Here is a 23553-nt window from a genome sequence, read left to right as displayed (position 1 = left end):
GAGCTGACGTAAGACCTCAAGGGACGAACTCTTCCTGGCGGGCGGCCGGTGCGGAAACAGGAAATCTGGTGGGTGACCATCAGAAGCCCTTCCTACAGGAAGGGCGAGGTCAACGTTCCCAACTGTAGGCCACGTTCGCCTACGCTGGGCGGGTGAAGATGAAGGTCGTCGCCGTGCGGGCCCTGCGCGTGCTGCTGGTGATGCTCGCGCTGGCCTTCTGCGCCTACAGCGTGGCGTCCCAGTGGGACGCGACCGTCGAGGCGTTCCGGCAGATGTCGTGGGCGACGCTCGCCGGGGCGCTGGCCGTGGGCCTGGCGGGGCTCTTCGTCTGGATGCTGGGCTGGCGGGAGTTCCTCGGCGGCCTCGGCTCCCCGCTGCCGGTGCGGGCCATCTTCCGGATCTCGGGGATCTCCCAGCTCGGCAAGTACGTGCCGGGCAAGGTGTGGGCGCTGGTCACGCAGATCGAGATGACGCGCGAGCACAAGGTGCCGCCGGAGCGCAGCTTCGGGTCGACGCTGCTGGCGGTGGCGACGTCGGTGGCGTGCGGGCTCGCGGTCGCGGCGGTGACGCTGCCGCTGACGTCCGCCGCGGCCCGCGACAGGTACTGGCCGCTGTTCCTGCTGGCGCCCGTCCTGCTGGCGATGCTGCACCCGAAGGTCGTGACGTGGTGTCTGGGGCTGATGCTGAAGGTCATCCGGCGGCCGGCGCTGGAGCGGCCGGTGAGCCTTGGCGTGACGCTGAAGGCCGTTGGGTGGACGGTTCTCGGGTGGGCCCTGTTCGGCGTCCACACGTGGTTGCTGTGCCTGGCGGTGGGCGGGGACGGGGCGGGGCTGCCGTTCGTCGCGACCGGCGCGTACGCGCTGGCGTTCGTCGCGGGCTTCCTGGTGTTCATCGCGCCGGGCGGCATCGGGGCGCGGGAGGCCGCGCTGACGGTGGTGCTGACGCCGGTGCTGCCGGCGGGCGCGCCGGTCGTCGTCGCGATCGCGTCCCGGGTGCTGCTGACCGCCGCCGATCTCATCAACGCGGGCGTCGCGTTCCTCCTCGGGCGGACGACCCCGGACGCCGGCCCGGACGAGGGCTCGGACGAGGCCCAGGACGAGGGCTCGGACGGGGCCCCGGACGCCGGGAATGAACGGCCCTCGAAAGAGCTTGTGAGGGGTACGCAGCCTACGAAGGAGAGACCGTGACGGCCCCCATCACCGTGACCGACGCGACGTTCGCGGACGAGGTCCTCAGCAGCGACACCCCGGTACTGGTCGACTTCTGGGCCGACTGGTGCGGGCCCTGCCGCATGATCGCCCCCGTGCTGGAGCAGATCGCGGCGGAGCAGGACGGCAAGATCAAGATCGCCAAGCTGGACTACGACTCGAATCCCGAGACGCCGAACAAGTTCGGCGTGATGGGCCTGCCGACCCTGCTGCTCTTCAAGAAGGGCGAGGTCGTGGAGCAGGTCGTCGGCGCCAAGCCGAAGCGCGCCCTGCTGAAGGTCATCGAACCGCACCTGTGAGCGCGGTCAGCGCGTCGAGGTAGGCGGCCCAGAGCGGGCCGTGATCGACCGGACGGACGCCGGAGCGGAGGCGCTCCGGCTCCCCCGGCGAGTAGAAGCGGCGCAGGGCGGCGGCCAGGGACGGGACGTCGTCGGGCGTGCAGACCAGGCCGTCCACGCCGTCGCGGATCTGCCCGGCGAAGCCGCCGACGTCCGTGGCGATGACCGGGAGGCCGTACTCGTAGGCCATCCAGACGTTCTGCGACGCGGTCGCCGTCCGGTAGGGCAGGACGAGCGCGTCTGCGGCGGCGAACAGGCCCGGAACGTCCGCGGCCGGGACATAGCCGGGACGCAATTCCACGCGGGACGTCAGATCGAGTGAGTTGATCAGCTCGCGCGTGTCGTCCAGGCCGCCCCAGAACTCGCCCGCGACGGCCAGCGCGACGTCGTCCGGGCCTTCGGCGAGAGCGCGGAGCAGAACGTCCAGGCCCTTGTACGGGCGGACGATCCCGAAGAACAGCAACCGGCGCCTGACCTTGGCGTCGTGCTCCGGCGGGGCCTCGGAAGTCGGCAGGTGGGCGGGCATCTCGGCGACGCTCACCGGACGTTCCGTGAGCGTCCGCGCCAGATCCGCCTGCGCCTTCGAATGGACGAGAACACCGTCGACGCTGCGCAGCAGCCGCTTCATCAGCGGCTCGTCGTACGGCTTGCGCTCGTGCGGCAGGACGTTGTGGCAAAGCGCCACCACCGGCGTCCCGCGACGGAGCCCAGCCAGGATCCCCAGATAGGACGGGACCTGGATCGGCGTCAGCACCGCCAGGACGACCAGGTCGCAGGAGCGCAGCGCGCGGCCGGTCTGCCACCAGCCGTCCGGGCGGCGCCAGTCGAGCCGCCGGTGCGTGCCCGGGAACGGCTCGCCCTCCGGCTCGGAGATCGTCTGCTGCCCCGGATACAGGAACCCCGGGTACTGGGCCCGCCACGACTCGATGACCACGTCGTGCCCGGCGGCGGCCAGCCGGTGCGCCAGCTCGGTGGTGTGGTGGGCGCCGCCCCCCTTGTAGGGGAAGGCCGGGCCCACGATCGCGATGCGCATCCTACGGCCGCTAGACGTCGCCGCGAGATCGGACGATCAGGTCCGCGAGCAGCGCCAGCGACGCGATGATCAACCCCGTCACGAAGATCATGATGGTGTTGTTGGCGAAGTAGCCGAAGTGCACGACCATGTCGAACACGCCCTTGAGCAGCCCGATCACGATCAGCCACAGCGCGGGCGGCATCAGCACCTTGAGCGGGTTGAAGTACATCACCATCCGCAGCACCTGGAGGATGTAGCGGTAGGCGTCCTTGGTGAAGTGGAACTTCGACTTCCCGGCCCGCTTGGCGTAGTCGATCGGCAGGTACCGGACCGGGTGCTGGTTCGACAGGAACGCGATCGTGATCGTCGTCACGCAGGAGAAGCCGGGCGGCAGCAGCCGCAGGTACGGCAGCGACACCTCGCGGCGGAACGCGCGCAGCCCCGAGTTCAGGTCGGGGATCTTGGTGTTGGTGAGCCGCTCGGCGACCTTCCGGATGAACCACTTCGCGGGCACGCGCAGCGCCTTGTGCGAGCCCTCCTCGCTGGTGCGCGCGCCGACGACCTGGTCGACGGACGGGTCGGCGTCCAGTACGTCGACGAGCTCGGGGATCCGCTCGTTCGGGTAGGACATGTCGGCGTCCGTCCACACGACGATCTCGCCGCGGGCCTGCTGCGAGCCGATCCGCCGGACGGTCCCGGACCCGCTGTTGTGCTGGAACGCCATGATCCGCATGTGCGGGAACCGCGGCGCCGCCTCCTCCAGGCGGGCGAGCGTGGCGTCGGTGGAGCAGTCGTCCACCGCGAGCAGCTCGTAGGTCTTGCCGCTGCCGTCCATCGCCTCGCAGATGCGCTCGACCTCGTCGATCACGTGGTCCTGCTCGTTGTAGCAGGGCAGGACGATCGTGACGTGGACGGGCCCGGACTCCGGCTCGGCGGGCTTGGGCACCGCCTCGGTCCGGGGCACGTGCGCGGACTCGGGCACGTGCACGGGCGGCGGCTCCGTCGCGGTCTCGGGAGCGGGCTGGTGCGTCGGCTCGGCAGACTGGGTGCTCACGCAGCGCGAGGATACTCGCCCGGACGGGCTCCGTCCGCCTTAACGTCCGCCTTGAGGCCGTCCCGGCTCGGCGATCCAGACCTCCACGGCCAGGCCCCACGTCCCGCCGGGCGGGTGCGCGAGGGTGCGTCCGTCCTGCCGGGTCTTCAGGTACAGGACCCGCTTCGGCGTCCCGTACGGGGCGACCTGATCGGCCTTCGCCGCCATGATCACCGGGCGCCGTCCGGCCGCGGCGACGGCGGCGGCGACGCGCCGCACGTCGGCGGGCGCGGCGCGGCCGGTGGTGCGCGCGGCGGGCACCCCGCACATGCCCCGGACGACCTGCAGGAACCGGTCGGCGGTCGACCTCTCCACCACGACGACGGAACCGCGCGGCCCCAGCGCGTCGCACATGCCGTCGACGGCGGCGACCTCGTGCTGCTCCGTCCGGGTCACCAGGTAACCGCCGGACGTCAGCACGATCGGGACCAGCATCCCGGCGACGCCGAGGACCGCGCCCGTCCAGACCACCCGGCGCCCGTACCCGAGGCGGCGGACGCGGTTCGCCGTCCACGCCGCCGCGAATACGGTGAACAGCAGCAGCCCGGGGATGACCAGCCCGATCAGCCGCCGGGACGCCCACGGATGGTCGGGCGTGATCCCGGGCCTGATCAGCACCTGCGCGGTCGTCCAGACGATCATGGCGTAGGGCAGCAGCCACTCCGGGGCGTGCCCGCGCATGAGCCGCCGCGCCAGCAGCGCCGCGCCGAGCGTCGCGAACAGCAGCGCGGGGATGCCGATGTACCAGGACACCCAGTACAGCGTGTTCTCCGAGTACTGGCGGGTGCCGTCCACCGGAAGGTGCTGGATCTTCTGGACGGTCTCGATGAACTGGACGTTCAGCTCGTCGTCGCGCGTGGACGGCTCCCGCCGGACGGTCTGCACAAGCGGCCGGAGCGCGAACCCCAGCATCACCAGCACGGTCAGGACGGCGGCGGCGCCCGGCAGCCTCCCGCGCGCGACGGCGGCCCCGGCGCGGCGCAGCGCCAGGCCGGTCCGGTCCCAGTTCAGCAGCGCCACCATGATCGCCGTCGCCAGCACGACCGCCGTCGCGATGGCCAGCAGCGGGCGGAGGGACGGCCCCAGGTACGTCAGGTAGGGCCGCGACATCGTGAAGCCCTGCACGAGCCCCGCGCCGGCGCCCAGCAGGAGCCCGCCGCCCGCCCAGTACCCGATGCCCCGCCTGTGCGCCACGTAGAGCCCGGCGAAGACGAAGACGGGGAGGACGTCCCGGAGCCCGTCGATGCGGACGAGCACGATGAGCCCGAGCGACAGGCCCGCGAGGAACGCCTTCAGATCGGCGACCCGCCCGTCCTCCCGGCGGGCGTCGTGCATCAGCGACAGCCCGCCCAGCAGCAGGACGATCGCGGGCAGCTCGCTGAACGTGCTGCGGGACACGTAGAGCATCGGCAGCGTCAGCGCCAGCAGCAGCGCCCCGGCCGGCGCCCAGCGCGGGCCGACGAGCCGCGCCACCAGCCCGGCGAACGCGAGCACGCAGCACGCGCCGAGCAGCGGCGCCATCAGCAGCATGCCGTGCATGCCGCCGAGCCAGCCGCCGAGCGCCAGCACCAGCGGCAGCCCCGCCATGAACTGCGGGACGATCGCGCCGTCGTGCTGGTAGAACGCGGGGCTCTCGAAGTTCAGCGCCCGGTCGGGGCCGCCGAACGCCTGCTCCATCAGCGGGATCGGCAGCGACCCGTCGTTCTTCAGCCAGACCGCGTACTGCACGTAGGACGCCGGGTCGCGGCGGACGATGATCTGCTCCGAGCACATCACCACCTGGAGCACCAGGAACGCCACCGTGATCCCGAGCACGGCGAGAACCGGCCACCGGGGCACGTCGCGGCGGGCCTCGCCCGTCCGGCCGCGGAGAACGTCCGTCCGGCCGCGGAGGCCGAGCCGCAGCGCGACCGCCGCGACGGGCACGAACAGCGCGATCGCCGGGACGGGACGGAACACGCCCGCCATCAGCAGCGGCAGCGAGACGGACAGCCACGCCGCGATGAGCAGTGCCGGGGCCACCGTGACCCGCACGAGCAGCCGACCCGCGTCCATGATCTCCGCCCCGTGGAAGACTCCCTGTTCCGTGCGGAGCGTAGCGGCACCGGCCGCGTGATGGCTCCAGGGCGATCATGCGGGCATACGCTCTGACCCATGAGCGCAGACGTCGGGCCCGCCGAGCTACTGCGGCGGCGGGTGGCGGACGACCCGTCCAGCCCGCTGGTGACCTTCTACGACGACGCGTCGGGCGAGCGCGTCGAGCTGTCCGCCCGGACGTTCGACAACTGGGTCGCCAAGACGGCGAACTTCCTGGTGGACGGTCTCGCCGCCGAGCCCGGTACGCGGGTGGTGCTCGTCCTGCCGCCGCACTGGCAGACGGCCGTGTGGCTGATGGCGTGCTGGTCGGCCGGGCTGGTGGCGGAGCCGATCGACCCGGAGTCGGTACGAAACGGCGCACCCGCCGAACCGTCCGACACCTCTGGTCCGTACATCCTGGCGGCGGCGCAGGAGGTGCTGGACGTGATCGCGGACGGCGAGGCGGCGGGCGGGGCCGAGGAGATCGTCGGCCTGTCGCTGCACGCGCTGGGCGGCCCGCTCGCGGACTGCCCGCCCGGTGTCACCGACTACGCCGTGGAAGTCCGCGCCTACGGAGACAGGTTCGTCCCGGGGCCGGAAGTGACGCCGGAGACGCCCGCGCTAAATGTGACAAAGGCCACATTCAGCGCGGCCGAGCTGGTCGGCAGGGCCCGCGACGCCGCCGAAAAGTGGGATCTAGACGCGCGGGACCGCCTTCTGGTTGACATGTCGTTCGCCACATTGGACGGGGTACTGACCGGCTTGCTCGCACCACTAGCCTCGGGTGCTTCCGTCATAATCCAACGAAACTTCGACAAAGCCGTACTAGAGCGACGCCTCACCCTGGAACATGTGACGGTGGTGGCCGGCCCGCCCGGACGGAATGACCCATCCGGGTCCCCGCGCCGGCTCGCCTGACCTACGCTTCCCTTGCCCGACGACGCCCCGTGCCCACGAGACGACCATCCCGACCCCGGAAAGCGGGCCGCACCCCCGGACCTCGGAGCCGATGAACAGCAACCCGATGTACATGGAGTACGTCGACGACGCCGACCCGCGGCAGCAGCCGGCGGCGCCTCGACGCGGCTGGCGCATCCTCGGATGGGTGTGCATCGGGCTGTCGGCGGTCATGGTGGCCGGCTCCCTCACCGCCTACGGCCTGTACCGCAGGGCGTTCGGGAACATCGCGCACGAGGACGTCAACGCCCAGCTCGGCCCGAACCGGCCGAAGAAGCTGAACGGCGCGCTGAACATCCTGATGCTCGGGTCCGACACCCGTGAGGGCGCGAACGCCAAGTACGGCCGCTCGATGAAGGGCGAGCCGCCCCGCTCGGACACGATGATCCTGCTGCACCTGTCCCCCGGCGGCGGCCAGGCGATGGGCATCAGCTTTCCCCGCGACCTGATCGTCCGGATGCCGTCCTGCAAGGGCAGGAAGGGCCAGGTAATCCCGGCGCAGGCCCGCGCGCAGATCAACTCGGCCTTCACCAACGGCGGCGCGGCCTGCGTCATCAAGACGATAGAGAGCATCTCCAACATCCGGGTCGACCACTTCATGCAGGTCGACTTCAACGGGTTCAAGGCCATCACGAACGCTGTCGGCGGCGTGCCGGTGTGCCTGCCGAAGGCGGTCAACGACCCGCAGTCGAAGCTCAAGCTCGGCAAGGGGCAGCACAACATCAAGGGCGAGCAGGCGCTGGCGTACGTGCGCGTCCGGCACGGCCTAGGGGACGGCTCCGACCTCGACCGCATCAAGCGGCAGCAGAAGTTCATGGGCGCGCTCGCCAACAAGGCGATGAGCGCGGGCGTGCTCAGCAACCCCAAGAAGCTCCTCGACCTGATGAACGCGGTCACCAAGTCGCTCACCACCGACAAAGAGCTGACGCCGCAGGTCATGATGGACATCGCCAAAGAGATGCAGGGCATGACGTCCGGCAAGCTGCGGTTCGTGACCGTCCCGTCCGGGCCGGACTCGCAGGACCCGAACCGGGTGGCGCTCAACGCCGCCGCGCAGCCGTTCTTCGCCGCGATCCGCAACGACAAGACCATCCCGAAGGAGCAGAAGCCGGGCGCCGTGAAGATCCCGCCGAGCCAGATCCGGGTGCGGGTCTTCAACGGCAGCGGCATCGACGGGCAGGCCGGCCGCGTCGCCGACGACCTGGAGTCGCAGGGCTTCCACGTCACGGTCGGCGGAAACGCCTCCGCCCCCACGACCGCCACCAAGGTGATGTACGGTTCCGGTGCCGACCAGCAGGCCCAGTCGCTGGCCGCGCTGATCCCGAGCGGGCCGCAGCCCGCCGCGCGGACCACCGGCGGCAAGCCGGGCGTCGTGGACCTGGTCGTCGGCAGCGACTGGACGAACCTGAAGAACGCGGGCGGCGGCATTCCCAAGCAGCAGGGCGAGATCCGCGCCAGCGACAACATCTGCAAGGAGACGTGACCGGGCACCGCGTATGAGCTCTACCACCAGGCCCTCCGGGGCCGAGACGGCACAGCGTGCAGACCGGCCGCTTACCGAGGACCCTGCGGCGGGTCCGGTCCCGGAGGCACCGGGGGCCTCCCCGGAAGCGCCTGGCGGCGTCCCGAAGGCGCGGGGCCTCGGACCCGGCCCGGAGGGCGGCCCGCGCAAGCAGCGCGACCCGTTCTTCGACAACGCGAAGTACTTCGCGATCCTCCTGGTGGTGGCGGGGCATTCCCTGGCCAACCTGCTGAACGTCCCGCTGGCGAAGGGGCTGTACCTCTTCGTCTACATGTTCCACATGCCGCTGTTCATCGTGATCACCGGCTACTTCTCCCGGAACTGGACGTTCGCCGGCGGCAAGGCCCGAAAGCTGATCACCAATGTCGGCGTTCCCTACGTGGTGTTCGAATTCGCCTACTCGCTGTACGACTGGCTCGCGGGACGCAATGAGCTGGAGATCAGCCTGCTGAACCCGTACTACCTGACGTGGTTCCTGTGCGCGCTGTTCATGTGGCGGCTGTCCACCCCGGTCTGGCAGCAGATCCGCTGGCCGCTCGCGGTCGCGGTGGGGTTCGCGCTGCTGTCGTACATGAGCGACCTCGGTGGAACGTTCGATATCCACCGGGTGCTGGGGCTGCTGCCGTTCTACGTCCTCGGGCTCACGCTGAAGCCGCACCACTTCGAGCTGCTGAAGAGGCCCGTGGCGCGGCCGATCGGCGCCGTCGTGCTCGCCGCCGGGCTCGGCGGCGCCTACCTCGTCATGGACCGCATGGCGCGGAACTGGATCTACTGGAAGCACGCGCACTTCGAGATGGGCGTCGGCAACTTCACCGGCACGCTGATGCGGCTCGCCATGTTCGTGTGCGCGACCGTCCTCGTCGCGGCGTTCCTCACCCAGATCCCGCGCCGCCGGCACTGGTTCACCGGGCTCGGCGCGGCGACGCTGTACGCCTACCTGCTGCACGGGTTCGTCACCCGCCTGCTGGAGTTCACCGGCTGGTGGGACTCGGCCTGGATGCACACCGTCCCGGGCGTCGTCATCGTGCTCGGCGGCGCGCTCGCGGTCGGGACGGCGCTGTGCACGAGGCCGGTCGTCCGGTCCATGAGCTGGGCGCTGGAGCCCAGGATGACCTGGATCTTCACACCCCTGCGCAGACCCGGGAGGCGAATGCGCTAGCGTGCCGCCTCACGACATCAGGCCACGGCTCACCCCGATCGGCGACTAGAGTCGCCGTGCTCCCACGTGCACGTACCCGATGAGATCCCCCGGAGACATGACCGGCATCCTCCGCCCACCCCAGCACCCGCCGCCGTCCGGCGACGGGCCGCCCGCCGCCGCGCCGGACGCGCCCGCCCCCGGAACGACCGGCGCCGGGGCGACCGGCGACCGGACGGCCCCCGCCCCCCGGCAGCGCGACGCCTACTTCGACAACGTCAAGTTCTTCCTGATCATGCTGGTGGTGCTCGGCCACGTCTGGGAGGTGTTCCGGAAGGACAGCAACGCGGCGAACGCGGCCTACACCGTCGTCTACGCGTTCCACATGCCGCTGTTCGTGTTCGTCTCCGGTTACTTCTCCCGCGGCTTCATGCGCTCGACGGGCAAATTCCGCAGCATTTTCCCGACGCTGATCGTGCCATTCGCGATTTTCAACGTCCTGTACCGGCTGCTGGTTTTCATCAAAACCGATTCCTTCCGGATGGACCAGCTTTTCCGTCCGCAGTTCCTGATGTGGTTTCTCGTCGCGCTCGTGCTGTGGCGGTTGAGCGCGCCGCTGTGGTCGCATTTGCGGTATCCGGTCGCGACGGCGGTCGCATTGAGCCTGATCGCCGGGAGCTGGAGTTTCAATTCCGATCCGACGCTGTGCCGGGCGGCCGCGCTGCTGCCGTTCTTCGTCCTGGGCCTGACCATCGCCTCCGGGCCGAGCGCGGCAGCGGGCGGGGCGGGCGGCGGGCCGGGCCCTGTCGAGGCCCTGCGGAGCCGCGGCTGGACGCGCTGGGCGGGCGGGTTCGTCCTGCTGGCCGCGCTTCCGGTCGCCTACGTCTGGGAGCGCGGGACGGTCGTCCCGAAGATCGAGCACGGGGTCAGGCTGTGGAACCGCGGCTACGAGCAGATGGGTTTCAGCATGCCGGAGGGCATGTCGTACCGGCTGCTGGCGATGGCGTTCGCCCTCGTCCTCGGCGCGGCGTTCCTCGCGGCGGTCCCGCGCGGACGGGCCTGGTACACCCGGCTCGGGACGCGGACGATGTACGTCTACCTCCTGCACGGCCTCGCCATCAAGCCGCTGCAGTACGGCGGCGTCCTCGACGGCCGGTTCTTCCAGAGCCCGGCCGGGCTCGTCCTCGTCACCGCCGGCGGTCTCGCCCTCGGCGTGGTCCTCACCACGCCCCCCGTGGTGCGGCTGACCCGATGGGCCATTGAGCCCGAAGCCCGCCGGCTGCTGAAGCCCGCACAAGGCACGACATAAGTTTTTGCCTACACTTGCGGGTATAGTCCAGAATCACCGAGTAGTCGATTGGCCAACGCGTGAGCAGTGACCACACCATCTCCTTGAGCGTCATCGTGCCCGTGCACAAAGTGCAGGGGTACATCCGGCAGTGCCTCGATTCCATCCTCGACCCGGACATTCCGAACCTAGAGGTCATAGCGGTCGATGATCATTCGCCGGACGGCTGCGGGGAGATTCTGGACGAGTTCGCCGAACGCGACCCGCGCGTCCGGGTGCGGCACCTCGAGGAGAACGTCGGGCTCGGCCACGCCCGCAACATCGGCCTCGACATGGCGACCGGCGACTACGTCTGGTTCTTCGACAGCGACGACTACGCCACCGAGGGCGCCGTCCGCGCGATCTACGACCGGCTCGCCGAGACCCGTCCCGACGTGCTGGTCTTCGACTACGCGCGCTCGTACTGGAACGGCAAGGTCAAGCGCAGCATCATCAACCACCTGTTCCGCGAGCCGCCCGCCCCGGACGTGTTCACCCTCGAAGAGCGCCCGAGCGTCCTCGAGATGATGATGACCGCCTGGAACAAGGCGATCCGCCGGGAGTTCCTGCTCGACCTCGGGCTGCGGTTCAGCGGCGGCTACTACGAGGACGTCAACGTCACCTACCCGATCCTGATGGCCGCCGAGCGGCTCAGCCTGCTGGACCGGGTCTGCTACATCTACCGGCAGCGCCGCCACGGGGCGATCACCAAGACCACCGGCGCGAAGCACTTCGACGCGTTCGCGCAGTACGACCGCATCTTCGAGTTCATGGACGGGATGGGCGCCGCCGCCGACCCGTTCCGGAACCTGATGTTCGACCGGACGATCTGGCACCTGCTCGTCATCATCGAGCGCGAGGACCGCGTCCACGAGTCGGAGAAGCCGCGGTTCTTCGCCGAGATGTCGAACACCTACGGCCGGCACGAGCCGGACGGGCACGTCCCGCCGGAGCCCGAGGACAAGCCGTACCTCGCCGACAAGCACCGGGCGATCAAGGCGAACGACTACAAGGGGTTCGTGCGCGTCCGGGCGACCGAGTCGAGGGTGAAGACGACGAAGCGGCGGACCCGCAAGGTCGGCCGCCTCGGCAAGCGCGGCGTCCGGGCCTCGAAGGACCTCGCGAAGGACCGCTACTACCAGATGCAGCGGAAGCTGCCGATCGACGAGAACCTCGCCGTGTTCGCGGCGTACTGGTACCGCGGGTACGCGTGCAACCCGGCGGCGATCTACGAGAAGGTCCGCGAGCTGGCCCCGCACATCAACCCCGTCTGGGTGGTGAAGCCGGGCGCGCGGTCGGCGATGCCGGACGGCGTCGAGTACGTCGTCACCGGTTCGGCCGACTACTACCGGACGCTCGCCCGCGCGAAGTACTTCGTCAACAACGTCAACTTCCCCGACTTCTACGTGAAGCGGCCGGAGCAGGTCCATCTGATGACGCAGCACGGCACGCCGCTGAAGAAGATGGGCCTCGACCAGATGGAGTATCCGGTCGGCGCGAACGACATGGACTTCAAGGCCCTGATCAAGCGGTCCGACCGGTGGGACTTCCTCGTCTCGTCCAACCCGCTGTCGACGGAGGCGTGGCAGCGCGGGTTCCCGTGCGGCTACGAGATGCTGGAGATCGGCTACCCGCGCAACGACCGGCTGGTGACCGCCGGGAACGACGCGGAGCTGCGGGCCAGGCTGCGCGACGAGCTCGCCGTCCCGGACGGCGCGACCGCGATCCTGTACGCGCCGACGCACCGCGACTACCAGCGCCGCTACAGCCCCATGTTCGACATCGGACGGGTCATGGAGCAGCTCGGCGACGACCACGTGCTGCTGCTGCGGGCGCACTACTACTACAAGATCAAGAACATGGCGGCGGACATGGGCTGGCCGGAGGACCGGGTCATCGACGTGTCCCGGCACCCGTCCGTCGAGGACCTCATGATCGCCTCGGACGTGCTGCTCACCGACTACTCGTCGGTCATGTTCGATTACGCCAACCTCGACAAGCCGATCGTGATCTACGCCAACGACTGGGAGACGTACCGGCTCACCCGCGGCGTCAACTTCGACCTGACGGAAACGCCGCCCGGGGTCGTCGCGACGACGGAGGACGAGCTGGTCGACGCGTTCGTGTCCCGGGCCGCATGGAGCGACGCCGCCGCCAAGGACCGCGCCGACTTCAAGGCCCGCTTCTGCCCATGGGACGACGGGCACGCGGCCGAGCGCGCCGTCCGGCGGATGTTCCTCGGCGAGAAGGTCCCGAACCCGCCGCAGTGACCCGCGGCAGTGACCCGCCGCAGTGACCCGCGGCGCGCACCGCTCCCGCAGTACCCGCCGTCCCCCGGCCCGGCAACGCCGCCCGGCCGGCCGAGTGATCGAAGGAGTGGGCCGCTTGCCCGCCAGCAGGATCAGCGTGATCGTGCTCTCCCACGGAGCCGGGGAATCCCTGGACGCCACCCTGGAGTCGCTCGCGGCCCAGACGCACGCCGGGCTCGACGTCCTCGTCATGGACGACGGCGCGGGCGCCACGGCCGAGACCGCCGTCCCCGACGACCGGTTCCGCATCGTCCGGCAGGGCGCGCTGAGCCGGGGCGCGGCGCGCGACCTGGGCGTCAAGGAGAGCGACGGCGAGTTCCTGCTGTTCGTCGACGGCGGCGACGAGCTCCCGGCGGACGCGGTCGCGGTGCTGGCGGCGGCGCTGGAGCGGTCCGGCTCCGACATCGCGGTCGGGCGCGACGCCGTCCGCACGTGGACGGGCCAGGTGTCGCAATGGCGTCCATGCGAGGCGATCGCCGAACCCGCCACCGGCACTGACCTGCGCCGAAGCCCCGACCTGATCCGCGACCGCGCGATCTTCGGGAAGCTGTTCCGGCGCTCGTTCTGGACGGCGACCAAGCCGGCGTTCCCCGACATCGGCCGGTACGACGACCTGCCCGCCACGATCCAGGCGCTGCATCTCGCCGCGTCGATCGACGTGCTGCCGGACGTCGTCCTGCACCGCCACAACGACCGGTTCGCGCCGACGACGGAGGCGCAGGACATCGCGGACGGGTTCGGCGCCGTCACCCTCGCCACCACCTGGCTGGAGGAGTACGGCCACGCCAGGTCCCGGCAGCGGCTCCAGCTCCTCGCCGTCGACGAGGACCTGCGCGTGTTCCTGGACGCGCTGCCCGACGTGCCCGCCGAGGAACGCGACCAGGTCGTCGCGCAGGCCGCCGCGTACGCGTCCGGGGTCCCGGCGAAGGTCCTCGCGGGCGCGCCCGCGCTGACCCGGCTGAAATGGCATCTCGCGACCACCGGGCACACGTCCGAGCTGGTGAAGGTCGTGCGGTACGAGCGCGGGAAGGCGTCGCCGTCGATCGTCCGCGATCCGCTGCGCCGGTACGTCGTGTATCCGTACTGGAAGGACTCCAAGCTCGGCGTCCCCCGCGACGTCTACCGGGCCCGCGACGAGGTCCGGCTGCGGGGCCGCGTCCACGCGGTGGCCTGGAAGGACGACCGGCTCACCGTCACCGGCGAGGCGTACATCAACTCCGTCAGCAACCGGCGCCGCTGGACGTCGGTGAAGACGATGACGCTGCGGTCCGGCAAGCGGAAGATCGTGGCGCGGGCCCGGCAGGTCCCGAAGCCGGGGAAGAAGTCCGGCTTCTCCGGGTTCGAGTTCGGGTTCGACGCGGCCCGGCTCCGCGACCACGGCCGGTGGGTCGAGGGCGACTGGGACGTCGAGGCGTCGGTGTTCAACGCGGGCGTGTTCCGGCGGGGCCCGCTGCGCGGCGGCAGCTCCGGCAGCGGCGCGCACCCGCCGTACCGCTACGTCGCCGACGACGTCCGCGTCGTCCCGCTGATCGAGGACGGCCGGCTCGTCGTCCGGGTCGAGAAGGTCGCCGTGAAGGCGACGGCGCTGCGCTGGGACGGCGACGCCCTCGTCATCGAGGTGACGGCCGCCGGGAAGGCGCCGCGGGAGCTGGAGCTGACGCTCGGCGACGACCGCATCCCCGTCCCGATCACCGCGACCGCCAGCGGTTTCACCGCCCGCATCGACAAGGACGCCCTCGAAGGCTCCCCCATCCCGCCGGACTGGATCGATGACACCCGCGACTGGACGGTCTCCGTCGACGGCCGCCCGCTGGTCCTCGCCGAGGACGCCGACGACGTCGAGCGGACGTTCGGCACGCTGGAGGTCGGCGCGGGCCGCGGCCCCAGCGGCTACCTGCGCATCCGCCGCACCAGCACCCGCCTCGTCGTCGACGAATGCACCTGGCGCCCGGACGGCACGCTCACGCTCACGGCGACGCACAGCGCCCACGACGGCGGGCAGATCGTGCTGCGCGGCCGGGGCCGCCGCAAGGACTTCGCGTTCGACCTCGTCGCCGACCCGCCGTCCGGCGTCCTCCGCGCGAAAGTGCCGGTGGCGGCCGTGCAGGGCGTCGCGGGCGTCCTGCCGCTCCGCCCCGGCCGCTGGGACGTGCTGTTCCGCCCGCCCGGCGGCCGGGCGCTGACCGTCCGGCTCACCGCGCCCGCGCAGAAGCACCTGCCGGAGCCGCTGGAGGTGGCGCGGCGCGGCTACGAGTTGGAGAGCAGCGACGGGCGGCTCGCCGTGTCCGTGACCGGCGACGTGTCCCAGGAGGAGAAGAGCGACGGCGCGAAGCACCGCGAGGAGGCCCGCCGCCGCGTCGACCGGGACGGGCTGCGCGACGCCGTCGTGTTCTCCTGCTTCAGCGGACGCCAATACTCCGACAGCCCCAAGGCCGTCCACCAGGAACTGCTGCGCCGCGGCGCCGACCTGGAGCAGCTGTGGGTGGTCAACGACGCGCAGGTGGAGCTGCCGGGCAGCCTGCGGGCCGTCCGGCTGAACGGCAGGGAGTGGAACGAGGCGCTCGCCACGTCCCGCTACATCGTGACGAACCACCGGCTCGGCGACGCGTTCCGGCGGCACCCGGACCAGGTCGTCCTGCAGACCTGGCACGGCACCCCGCTGAAGAAGATCGGCAAGGACATCAAGGAGGTGCACTTCGCCTACACGCCCGGGATGAAGAAGGCGCTGCAGTCGAAGTCCGCCGGGCCCTCGGTGCCCGAGTGGAGCCATCTGCTGTCGCCGAACCCGTTCAGCACGGAGATCTTCCGCCGCGCGTTCTCGTTCAAGGGCGAGATGCTTGAGGTCGGCTACCCGCGCAACGACCTGCTGCACAGCCCGGATGCCGGGGCCGTCGCCGCGCAGGTCAGAGCACGTCTCGGCATCCCCGAAGGGAAGCGCGTCGTGCTGTACGCGCCGACGTGGCGCGACGACCAGTACTACAGCCGCGGCCGGTACAAGTTCGACATGCGCCTCGACCTCGAACGCGCGCGGGCGGCGCTCGGCGACGACCACGTCCTGCTCGTCCGGCTGCACACCAACGTGGTGGACGGCGTCGCCGAGGACGAGCACGGCTTCGTCCGGGACGTGTCCCTGTACCCCGACATCACCGAGCTGTACCTGATCTCCGACCTGATGATCAGCGACTACTCGTCGGTGATGTTCGACTACGCCAACACGGGCCGTCCCATGCTGTTCTTCACCTACGACCTGGCCGACTACCGGGACCGGCTCCGCGGCTTCTACTTCGACTTCGAGGCCGAGGCCCCCGGCCCCCTGGTCGAGACGTCCGACGACCTGATCGACGCGATCCGCGACGTCGACTCCGCCACCGCCGGCCACCGGGACCGCTACCGCGACTTCGTCGACCGCTTCTGCCCGCTGGACGACGGCAAGGCCGCGTCCCGGACCGTCGACCGCGTCTTCGGCCCGTCTGCCTGAGCGGCGCCTTCGAGACCTCCGGCTAAGCGGCGCCTTCGAGACCTCCGGCTAAGCGGCGCCTTCGAGGCGTCCGGCTGGGCGGCGTCAGCCTCGCTCCGCGTCCACCTTCTCCCGGCTGTCCTCTGCCAGGTCGCCGGCCGGGGCGGGCGCGGGCCGCGGCGGCGGAAGCACCGCCAGCCCGAGCGCCAGGCAGGCGAACGGGACGGCGGGCAGCACGTACCGGTAGTCGAAGTCGGCCGTCGCCGCGGGGATCACGAGCAGCGCCAGGCTCGTCCCCCACGGGAGGAGGGCGCCCGTCCCCCAGTGCCAGGCGGCGCGGCGCGGACGCCACCGCCCCCCGGACCGGAGATACAGCAGCCCCCCGCCGAGCCCGCCAAGGAGCAGAACACCCAGCACAGTGCCCGGCAGCACGACATTGTCCTGATAACTCAGCATCCGCCCGGCCCAGGGCTCGACGACACTCGTCCTGCCACCGCCGCCGGGGTCGTACCTCGCCGCGATCTGCGCCTGCTCATCGGCCCACGCCTCGCCCTCGGGGAACTCGTACTGCCGCCACGTCCACGGCGTCGGATACGGCCTGCGCTCCCACTCGAACGCCCGGAGCGTGTCGTGGACGACGACCTTCGCGTAGTCGACGGGCTGCGCCTTGAGGGCCTCCCGCGAGAACTCGCCCGCGAGCCTGTTGCCCTGCTCGCCGTAGATCCAGCCGGGGATGTCGCGGAACGCGGAGTCGGCCGTCCACATCGCGGCGAACGGCCGCGAGATCCGCGGATCGCTGCGCTCCGGGCACATGATCCGCAGCTCGGGACGCGGCCTGATGACGTCGCAGTCCGCGAACGTCGCGGTGCGCGCGTACAGCCACACCTGCTCGGCCTTGGCCAGCTTGTACTCGCCGTACGCCGAATGGAACCAGACCATGTACCCGGCGACCGGAACCGCGAACACCGCCACGGCCACGCCGCAGGCACGCCACCCCGCCCGCCGCAGCGCCATCGCGACGACGATCACCGCGATCAGCGGCAGCCCCGCCGTCCTGGTGATCGCCGCGCACCCCGCGAGCAGCCCGGCGAGCGCGGCCAGCCACCACGTCGTCCGGCGCCGCCACAGCACCGCCGCCACCGCCGCGAGCAGCAGAAACGCGAAGAACGAATCCGACATCAGCATGTGCTCAAGGGCGACCTGATGCACCGGCAGAAGCACCGGAACCGTCAACAGCGCCCCGAACACCCCCACCGCCCAGGCATTGCCGTCCGGCCAGGCCGCCCGCCCAGCACGCCAGACCAACACATAAACGAGCACACCGGTCAGCACCCCGATGGCGTGCTGCACCGCCACCATCAACGTGAAGCTGTGAAACGGCTTGATCGCCCAGAGCAGCAGCGCGTACCCGGACGGACGCGTCTCGCTGGGCTCGAACTCCACCGCCGCCGTCAGGTACCCGGGCGAGTCACCGAACCACATCGGCGACGGATACCCCATCACCGCGAGGGCCCGAACGGCTATGGCCACCACCAATACGCAGCCAAAAGGCAGATGAAACAGGACCGGCCGGACAAGCATCACCAGAAGCTACCCGCGGTGACGGCGATCATCCGTACGCACAATCACGACTCGGAGACAATGCCGGAGTCCACAACCGGACGGCCGGTACCATCGGACGGCTTCCGACGACGAAAGGGCACCCCATGGCGAACTTCACGCTCGACGACGTTCGGCAACGGACGTACAAGGCGCGTGACGCCTGGTGGACGGTCCTCCTGGTCGACCCGCTCGCGTCCAGGCTGGTCAAGCTGACCGCCAACCGGACGCGCGTGACCCCGAACCAGCTCACCGTCGGGGCCCTCGTCCTCGGCCTCGCCGCCGGCGCCTGCTTCGCCGTGGCCTCCTGGCCGTGGCTGCTCGCCGGCGCCCTGCTGTACCACCTGTCGTTCACCCTCGACTGCATGGACGGCAAGATCGCCCGCCTGAAGGGCACCGGCTCGGTGTTCGGCGCCTGGCTCGACTACATCTTCGACCGCGTCCGCGTCCTGGCCTGCGCGATCGCCCTGATGGGCGGCCAGTACCACGCCACCGGCAACGAGGCCTACATCTGGACGGCCCTCGCCGTCGTGTTCCTCGACATGCTCCGCTACATGGACGCCCTGGAGATCTACAAGATCCGCGCCCAGATGCGCGACACCCTCACCGCGGCCCGCGCGGAGGCGCTCTCCCTTGAGGCCGCGGCGCAGCGCGCCAACGGCCACGTCGACGAGGACCTCCGCTCCGCCGAAGGCGCCTTCGCCGACGACCCCGAGGCCGACATGGAGGACCGCGTCGTCGGCGACGACCCCGCCAACGCCGCCCTCCAGAGCGGCTTCTACCGCCGCTTCCCCTGGTACATCCGCGTCCGCAACGTCCTCATGGCGGGCCGCATCCGCCCGCACCTGTTCAGCGGCATCGAGTTCCAGATGGGCGTCTTCATCGTCGCCCCCATCGCCGCCGCGGCCATCTCCGGCGCCATCATCCCGGTAGTGGCCGCCAGCGGAGCCGGCCTCCTCACCTTCGAACTCATCATCATCTACAAGTTCTGGCTCGCCGCCCGCGACTACAGCCGCAACCTCACCAAACTCAACGCCAAGATCACCGAACACCGCACCCAGCTCCCGGAAACCCCGGACACCCCCACCGCAACCCCCGCCACCACCAGCTCCGGCTGACCCCGCGCCGAAGCCCGGCCTGAGTCGCGGAAGGCGGCTTGGCCGGTGCCTCGGGGCGGATCGCGATCGCCCTCGTCGGGTCAGTTGGGGGCTCGGTGGGCCGTTAGGAGGAGGTACTCCCAGTTCAGGGTGAACGGGGAGGTGGACTGGACGTGGTCCTGGGCCAAGGTCGTTAGGGCCTGGTCCAGGGCCAGCACCTTTTCTGGGTCTTCGGCTATGTGGCGGTACGTGGCGATGGTGGGGCCGTAGTACGCCTTGAAGTAGTCGCGGAAGTCTTCGGGTTTGGCGAACGCGTCGACTTGGAGCATGCGGCGCTCGGTGGTGACGTCGGTGACCCGGTCGCTCAGCAGGCTCTGGACGTGGTCGGGGCTGCCCCAGAGCGGCGGCGGCTGCGCGCCCGGCGGGGGCGGCGGGGCGTAGGGGCGCATGGCGGCGAACATCTGGCCGATGAAGCCCTCCGGCGTCCAGTTGAGCAGGCCGATCGTGCCGCCGGGGCGGCAGACGCGCAGCGACTCGTCCGCGGCGGTCTGGTGGTGCGGGGCGAACATGATGCCCACGCAGGACAGGACGACGTCGAACTCGCCGTCGCCGAACGGGAGCGCCTCGGCGTCGGCCTCGCGCCATTCCAGGGTCGCGCCGCGGCGTGCCGCCTCCTTGCGCCCGGCCTCCAGAAGCTCGGGTGTCAGGTCGCTCGCGACGACGTCCGCGCCGGTCAGCGCGGCGTTGATCGCGGCGTTGCCGGAGCCGGCGGCGACGTCCAGGACGCGGTCGCCCGATTTCACCCCGGACGCCTGGACGAGCACCCGGCCGAGTTCCGGGATGACGTCGGCGGCCAGCGCCGGATAGTCGCCGAGCGCCCACGTCTTGCGGTGGCCCGCCTTGACCTTGTCGTTCAATTCCCCCATGACTGCTCCCATCGTGTTCGTGGTGGCCACGCTATGGAGCGGCCCGGTGCGCCTCCAGTACAGGATCTGTACCGGAGCGCGATAGGGGCGTAGCCTGCGGCGATGGGGGCCTCTTATTACCAGTTCTGTCCCGTCGCCAAGGCGATGGAAATGCTCGACGAACGCTGGACGCTGCTGATCGTCCGTGAGCTGATGTCCGGGAGCGAGCGGTTCAACGAGGTGCGGCGCGGCGTGCCGCGCATGTCGCCCACGCTCCTGTCGAAGCGGCTGAGCCAGCTTGTGCGGGCGGGCATCGTGACCAAGGGGGCGGACGGCGACCGGTACGTCCTGACTCCGGCCGGTGAGGAGCTGCGGCCGGTGGTCGAGGCGCTCGCGCTCTGGGGCATCCGGTGGATCGGGGAGCTGGGAGATCACGACCTCGACCCGAAGCTGCTCCTGTGGGACATGCGGCGCAGGATCGATCATGGCGCCGTGCCCGCCGGGCGGACGGTCGTCCTGTTCGGCTTCCCGGACGTTCCCGTGCGCGAGCGCCATTGGTGGCTCGTGCTCGGGCCAGGCGAGGCGGACGTCTGCGACGTGGATCCCGGCTTCGAGGTGTCCGTGACGGTCACCGGCGACCTGCGGCACATGGTCCGGATCTGGCGCGGCGACGTGCGGTGGGAGCACGCGCTGCGGTCGGGAGAGGTGACGGTGCGGGGGCCTGAGTCGCTCCGCCGGGCGGTGCCCGGGTGGTTCGTCCTGCCGCCGTTCGCGGCGGCGCCCCGTCCCGCGTAGCGGCCGTGGCCGGATCGCGACAGTAGGTGAACGGCTCCCTCATGCAGGCCGTCCCACTCACGCCCTCCGCCGCGACCTGACAGGTCGAACGACGGGAGCCCCATGTATCCACCGCCTCCACCTTCACCGCAGCGGCACCGCATATCGGCGGTCGGGATCGTGCTGATCGCCAGTGTGTGCCTGCTGCTCGGCTGTGCCGTGGGCGCCGGGGTCGCCGGGTCGGAGACCGCCAAGCCCGCGGCGGCCCCGGCCTCGGTCGCGCCTACGGTGACCGTCACGGAGACGACGACCGCGCCGCCCGTCGAGGCTACGACCAGCGCGCCGGTTGCCACGCCCAGTCCGCGGCGGACGCGGAGTGCCGTGCCGAAGCCCCGGCCCAAGCCGCGGAAGACGGCTCGGCCGGCGCCTCGGACGGATCCTCGGTTCGCGACGTGCACGGCGGCCAAGGCGGCCGGTTACGGGCACTATCGCGTGGGCGAGCCGGAGTACGAGTGGTACGAGGATCGGGACGGGGACGGTGTGGTGTGCGAATAGGGCCTACTGAGCCAGGACGTCCGTCCATTGGTTGCAGACTTTCGTCAGGGAATAGGCTTCGCTGACTTGAGCGCGGGCCAGTTCTGCTTCGGCTTCCCAGCGGCCCTCTGAGACCGTTGCGGCTATTGAGGCGGCCATGGCGTGTGGGGTTTCGTGAATCCAGCGGTCGTCGTAAATGGTTTCGGCGCCGGGCCATGGGAGCAGGGCCGGGATCGCGCCGGACGCCATGCCCTCGGCGGGGGCCAGATGGAAGCTTTCGTCGTCGCTGGTGGAAAGGACGAAGCCGATGCGGCGGAGCCAGGACGCGACGTCGCGGCCGTAGGAGTCGAAGACCACGCCGCCAGAAAGGTTCTTCGAGCGGCGGATGCGGCGGAAGAGCTTTTCGTAGTGTTCGCGCTCGTCGTCCTTTTGCCAGATCCACCAGTACTCCCAGGGGAGCTTGGATTTGACGAAGAGGGTGAAGCGCGGGTCGTCGCGGCGGAGCTGTTCGACGACGTCCAGGGCCAGGTCGAGGCGCTTGCGGGACGGCGCGATGCCGATCATGCCGAGGTGGTGTTCGGCGCCGTGCAGCTTGGGACGGTCCAGCTGGTCGACGTCCACCCAGTTGGGGACGGTGACGACCTTGTCCGCGGGCCAGCCGGTGATTTCGCGGGTGAGGTCGCTGTAGTGGGGGCTGACGCAGATGACCTCGTCCACGGCGCCGATGTTCAGCTTCTTCGGCCAGGCGGCGTACAACTCGAAACGGTGCAGGCGGACGACCAGCCGCTGCCCCGGACGTTTGCGATCGGCGTACCAGAGGGCGTTGGGGCCGCACCATTCGCAGATGATGACGTCCGCCCAGTCGACGAGGTCCTGGCTGCGTTTCTCGTCGTGGGCCTTCAGCGCCGACCAGTGGTCGACGCGGACCTCCATGTCCGGACGGGAACGCAGATAGTCGAGGAGGCGGGTGAAGAATTTGAGGTCGTGACTCGCTACGCCTATGCGCAGGGGCCGCTCTTTTACCGCGAGGACCTTTTCGGACGGTTCCGGGAAAGCCTGTGCCAGATAGGCGCGGAGGCGTCCGGCGGCGGCGTCCAGCGTGAAGTCCGCGGCGGCGGAGCGGCAGCGGTCCACGGCGAGGGCGAAGACGTCGGGGTTCTTTCCGATGAGGGTCAGCGCGTCCAGGACGTCGTCCTCGGTGGCGGCGAAGAGCGGGTAGTCGGCGCCGAGGAGGCGTTCGTGCATGGGGGTGCGGTTCAGGACGACCGGGACGCCCAGCGTGCCGCATTCCAGGACCTTCGTGGACAGTTCGAGGCTCGCGTCCATGTCCGGGTGCCGCCAGGACAGGCCCACGTCGCAGGCGGCCGTCAGCCGCATCGCCTCGGCCCGGGGGTGGCCGCCGTGCCAGACGACGCCGTCACCGGACTCCAGCGCGGTCCGCATCCGGGTCGCGAACGCGGGGTCGGCCGGGTCGTCGTGGATCTTGTCGCCGACCATGTGGAGCTCGGCGTCCACGCCCCTGATCGAGAGGAGGCGCGGCAGCGAGGTCATCTCGTAGGTGTTCCAGCGCGGCGCGAACTTGCCCGTGTAGACGAGGCGGAGCTCGCGGCCGTCGGGCGCGCCCGGCGGGCGGGGGTCCAGGCCGTCCGGGAGGACGACGACGGGCGGGAACAGCACGCTCTTGCCGGCCGCGGCGGGCACGGCGCTCTCCAGGAAGCCGCGCAGCTCCTCGGTCTGGCAGAGCAGGACGCGGGAGGCGTCCGCGATCCGGCGCAGCTCCGCCTTGGCGGACGTGTCGAACTCGGCCGCGGACTGCGGGACGTCGGTGAGGTACGTCCAGAGCCGTCCGGCCAGCGAGCCCGCAGCGAGCTTCCCCGCGAGGCGGCGGCCGCGCACGACGACCAGGTCGTGCGGGTTCTCGGCGTCGACGCGGTCGAGGACCTGGGCCGCGTCCTTCGCGGACATGCCGCGGGACCCGTCGAACAGGCCCTCGGCGTGCGGGCTGCGGACGGTGACGCCGGGCAGGGCGCGGAGCGGGTCGACGAGGCGTCCGGTCCGGACGGGGGCCTTGAGGACCAGGGTCACCTCGCAGCCGGCGCGGGCGAGGGCCTGGACCATGCCCTGGGCCCAGATCGCCGAGCCGTCGATCATGTTCAGATCGACGTCGCCGTAGACGAGGGCGCGTGGTCGCAAAGTTCTTCCTT

17 protein-coding genes are annotated in these 23553 nt (G+C 70.6%); 11 read left to right on the top strand and 6 right to left on the bottom strand.

Annotated features, from left to right (window positions below):
* The first annotated feature begins 158 nt into the window (after positions 1 to 158).
* Both ACH35V_RS04940 and trxA read left to right on the top strand, forming a co-directional pair.
* Positions 159 to 1187: a YbhN family protein gene (locus ACH35V_RS04940; RefSeq protein WP_395971137.1), complete on the top strand. Its 1029-nt coding sequence runs from the start codon at positions 159 to 161 to the stop codon at positions 1185 to 1187.
* Complete coding sequence (trxA, locus tag ACH35V_RS04935; RefSeq protein ID WP_395970313.1) at positions 1184 to 1507, top strand: thioredoxin; 324 nt, start codon at positions 1184 to 1186, stop codon at positions 1505 to 1507. Before ACH35V_RS04940 ends, trxA begins: the two co-directional genes overlap by 4 nt.
* On the opposite strand, the gene ACH35V_RS04930 is transcribed toward trxA, so the two are convergent.
* The 3 genes from ACH35V_RS04930 to ACH35V_RS04920 form a co-directional block, all read right to left on the bottom strand.
* Positions 1488 to 2579 carry a glycosyltransferase family 4 protein gene (locus tag ACH35V_RS04930; RefSeq protein WP_395970312.1) on the bottom strand — a complete coding sequence of 364 codons (1092 nt, stop codon included), beginning with the start codon at positions 2577 to 2579 and terminating at the stop codon, positions 1488 to 1490. The two genes, trxA and ACH35V_RS04930, sit on opposite strands and share 20 nt — an antisense overlap.
* Positions 2580 to 2589: 10 nt before the next feature.
* The gene (locus ACH35V_RS04925; RefSeq protein WP_395971136.1) at positions 2590 to 3507 is read right to left on the bottom strand and encodes a glycosyltransferase family 2 protein; all 918 of its coding nucleotides are present in this window, start codon (positions 3505 to 3507) and stop codon (positions 2590 to 2592) included.
* A 147-nt stretch (positions 3508 to 3654) separates the two neighbouring features.
* Positions 3655 to 5709 (bottom strand): hypothetical protein, encoded by a 2055-nt coding sequence (locus ACH35V_RS04920; RefSeq protein WP_395970311.1) that lies wholly within the window; start codon positions 5707 to 5709, stop codon positions 3655 to 3657.
* 99 nt (positions 5710 to 5808) lie between these two features.
* Between ACH35V_RS04920 and ACH35V_RS04915 the strand changes: the two genes are divergently transcribed.
* The 6 genes from ACH35V_RS04915 (at position 5809) to ACH35V_RS04890 (ending at position 16461) form a co-directional block, all read left to right on the top strand.
* Positions 5809 to 6648 (top strand): TIGR03089 family protein, encoded by an 840-nt coding sequence (locus ACH35V_RS04915; protein WP_395970310.1) that lies wholly within the window; start codon positions 5809 to 5811, stop codon positions 6646 to 6648.
* Positions 6649 to 6739: 91 nt separating this feature from the next.
* Positions 6740 to 8170 (top strand): LCP family protein, encoded by a 1431-nt coding sequence (locus ACH35V_RS04910; RefSeq protein ID WP_395970309.1) that lies wholly within the window; start codon positions 6740 to 6742, stop codon positions 8168 to 8170.
* A 13-nt stretch (positions 8171 to 8183) separates the two neighbouring features.
* Positions 8184 to 9368 carry an acyltransferase family protein gene (locus ACH35V_RS04905; protein WP_395970308.1) on the top strand — a complete coding sequence of 395 codons (1185 nt, stop codon included), beginning with the start codon at positions 8184 to 8186 and terminating at the stop codon, positions 9366 to 9368.
* A gap of 97 nt (positions 9369 to 9465) precedes the next feature.
* Positions 9466 to 10656: an acyltransferase family protein gene (locus tag ACH35V_RS04900; RefSeq protein ID WP_395970307.1), complete on the top strand. Its 1191-nt coding sequence runs from the start codon at positions 9466 to 9468 to the stop codon at positions 10654 to 10656.
* A gap of 59 nt (positions 10657 to 10715) precedes the next feature.
* Entirely contained in the window at positions 10716 to 12944 is a 2229-nt protein-coding gene (locus ACH35V_RS04895; RefSeq protein WP_395970306.1) for a CDP-glycerol glycerophosphotransferase family protein, read from the top strand.
* A 115-nt stretch (positions 12945 to 13059) separates the two neighbouring features.
* The gene (locus tag ACH35V_RS04890) at positions 13060 to 16461 is read left to right on the top strand and encodes a CDP-glycerol:glycerophosphate glycerophosphotransferase (protein WP_395970305.1); all 3402 of its coding nucleotides are present in this window, start codon (positions 13060 to 13062) and stop codon (positions 16459 to 16461) included.
* 84 nt (positions 16462 to 16545) lie between these two features.
* On the opposite strand, the gene ACH35V_RS04885 is transcribed toward ACH35V_RS04890, so the two are convergent.
* Positions 16546 to 17970: a hypothetical protein gene (locus tag ACH35V_RS04885; RefSeq protein WP_395970304.1), complete on the bottom strand. Its 1425-nt coding sequence runs from the start codon at positions 17968 to 17970 to the stop codon at positions 16546 to 16548.
* A 176-nt stretch (positions 17971 to 18146) separates the two neighbouring features.
* Between ACH35V_RS04885 and ACH35V_RS04880 the strand changes: the two genes are divergently transcribed.
* Positions 18147 to 19157, top strand: coding sequence for a CDP-alcohol phosphatidyltransferase family protein (locus ACH35V_RS04880; protein WP_395970303.1), 1011 nt, complete (start codon positions 18147 to 18149; stop codon positions 19155 to 19157).
* An 80-nt stretch (positions 19158 to 19237) separates the two neighbouring features.
* On the opposite strand, the gene ACH35V_RS04875 is transcribed toward ACH35V_RS04880, so the two are convergent.
* On the bottom strand, positions 19238 to 20062 hold the full coding sequence (locus ACH35V_RS04875; RefSeq protein WP_395970302.1) for a class I SAM-dependent methyltransferase: 825 nt from the start codon (positions 20060 to 20062) through the stop codon (positions 19238 to 19240).
* Positions 20063 to 20164: 102 nt separating this feature from the next.
* Here ACH35V_RS04875 and ACH35V_RS04870 point away from each other — a divergent pair, with 102 nt between their 5' ends.
* On the top strand, positions 20165 to 20836 hold the full coding sequence (locus ACH35V_RS04870; protein WP_395970301.1) for a winged helix-turn-helix transcriptional regulator: 672 nt from the start codon (positions 20165 to 20167) through the stop codon (positions 20834 to 20836).
* A 102-nt stretch (positions 20837 to 20938) separates the two neighbouring features.
* The gene (locus ACH35V_RS04865) at positions 20939 to 21370 is read left to right on the top strand and encodes an excalibur calcium-binding domain-containing protein (protein WP_395970300.1); all 432 of its coding nucleotides are present in this window, start codon (positions 20939 to 20941) and stop codon (positions 21368 to 21370) included.
* Between the two features lie 3 nt (positions 21371 to 21373).
* Here ACH35V_RS04865 and ACH35V_RS04860 read toward each other — a convergent pair whose 3' ends face one another.
* Entirely contained in the window at positions 21374 to 23500 is a 2127-nt protein-coding gene (locus ACH35V_RS04860; RefSeq protein WP_395971135.1) for a glycosyltransferase, read from the bottom strand.
* Positions 23501 to 23553: the final 53 nt, after the last annotated feature.

Source organism: Actinomadura sp. 1N219 (assembly GCF_044326405.1).
In the GTDB taxonomy this organism is placed as follows: Bacteria; Actinomycetota; Actinomycetes; order Streptosporangiales; family Streptosporangiaceae; genus Spirillospora.
Note: the sequence above shows the minus strand (reverse complement) of the source record. Positions and strands in the feature narration are given on the sequence as shown.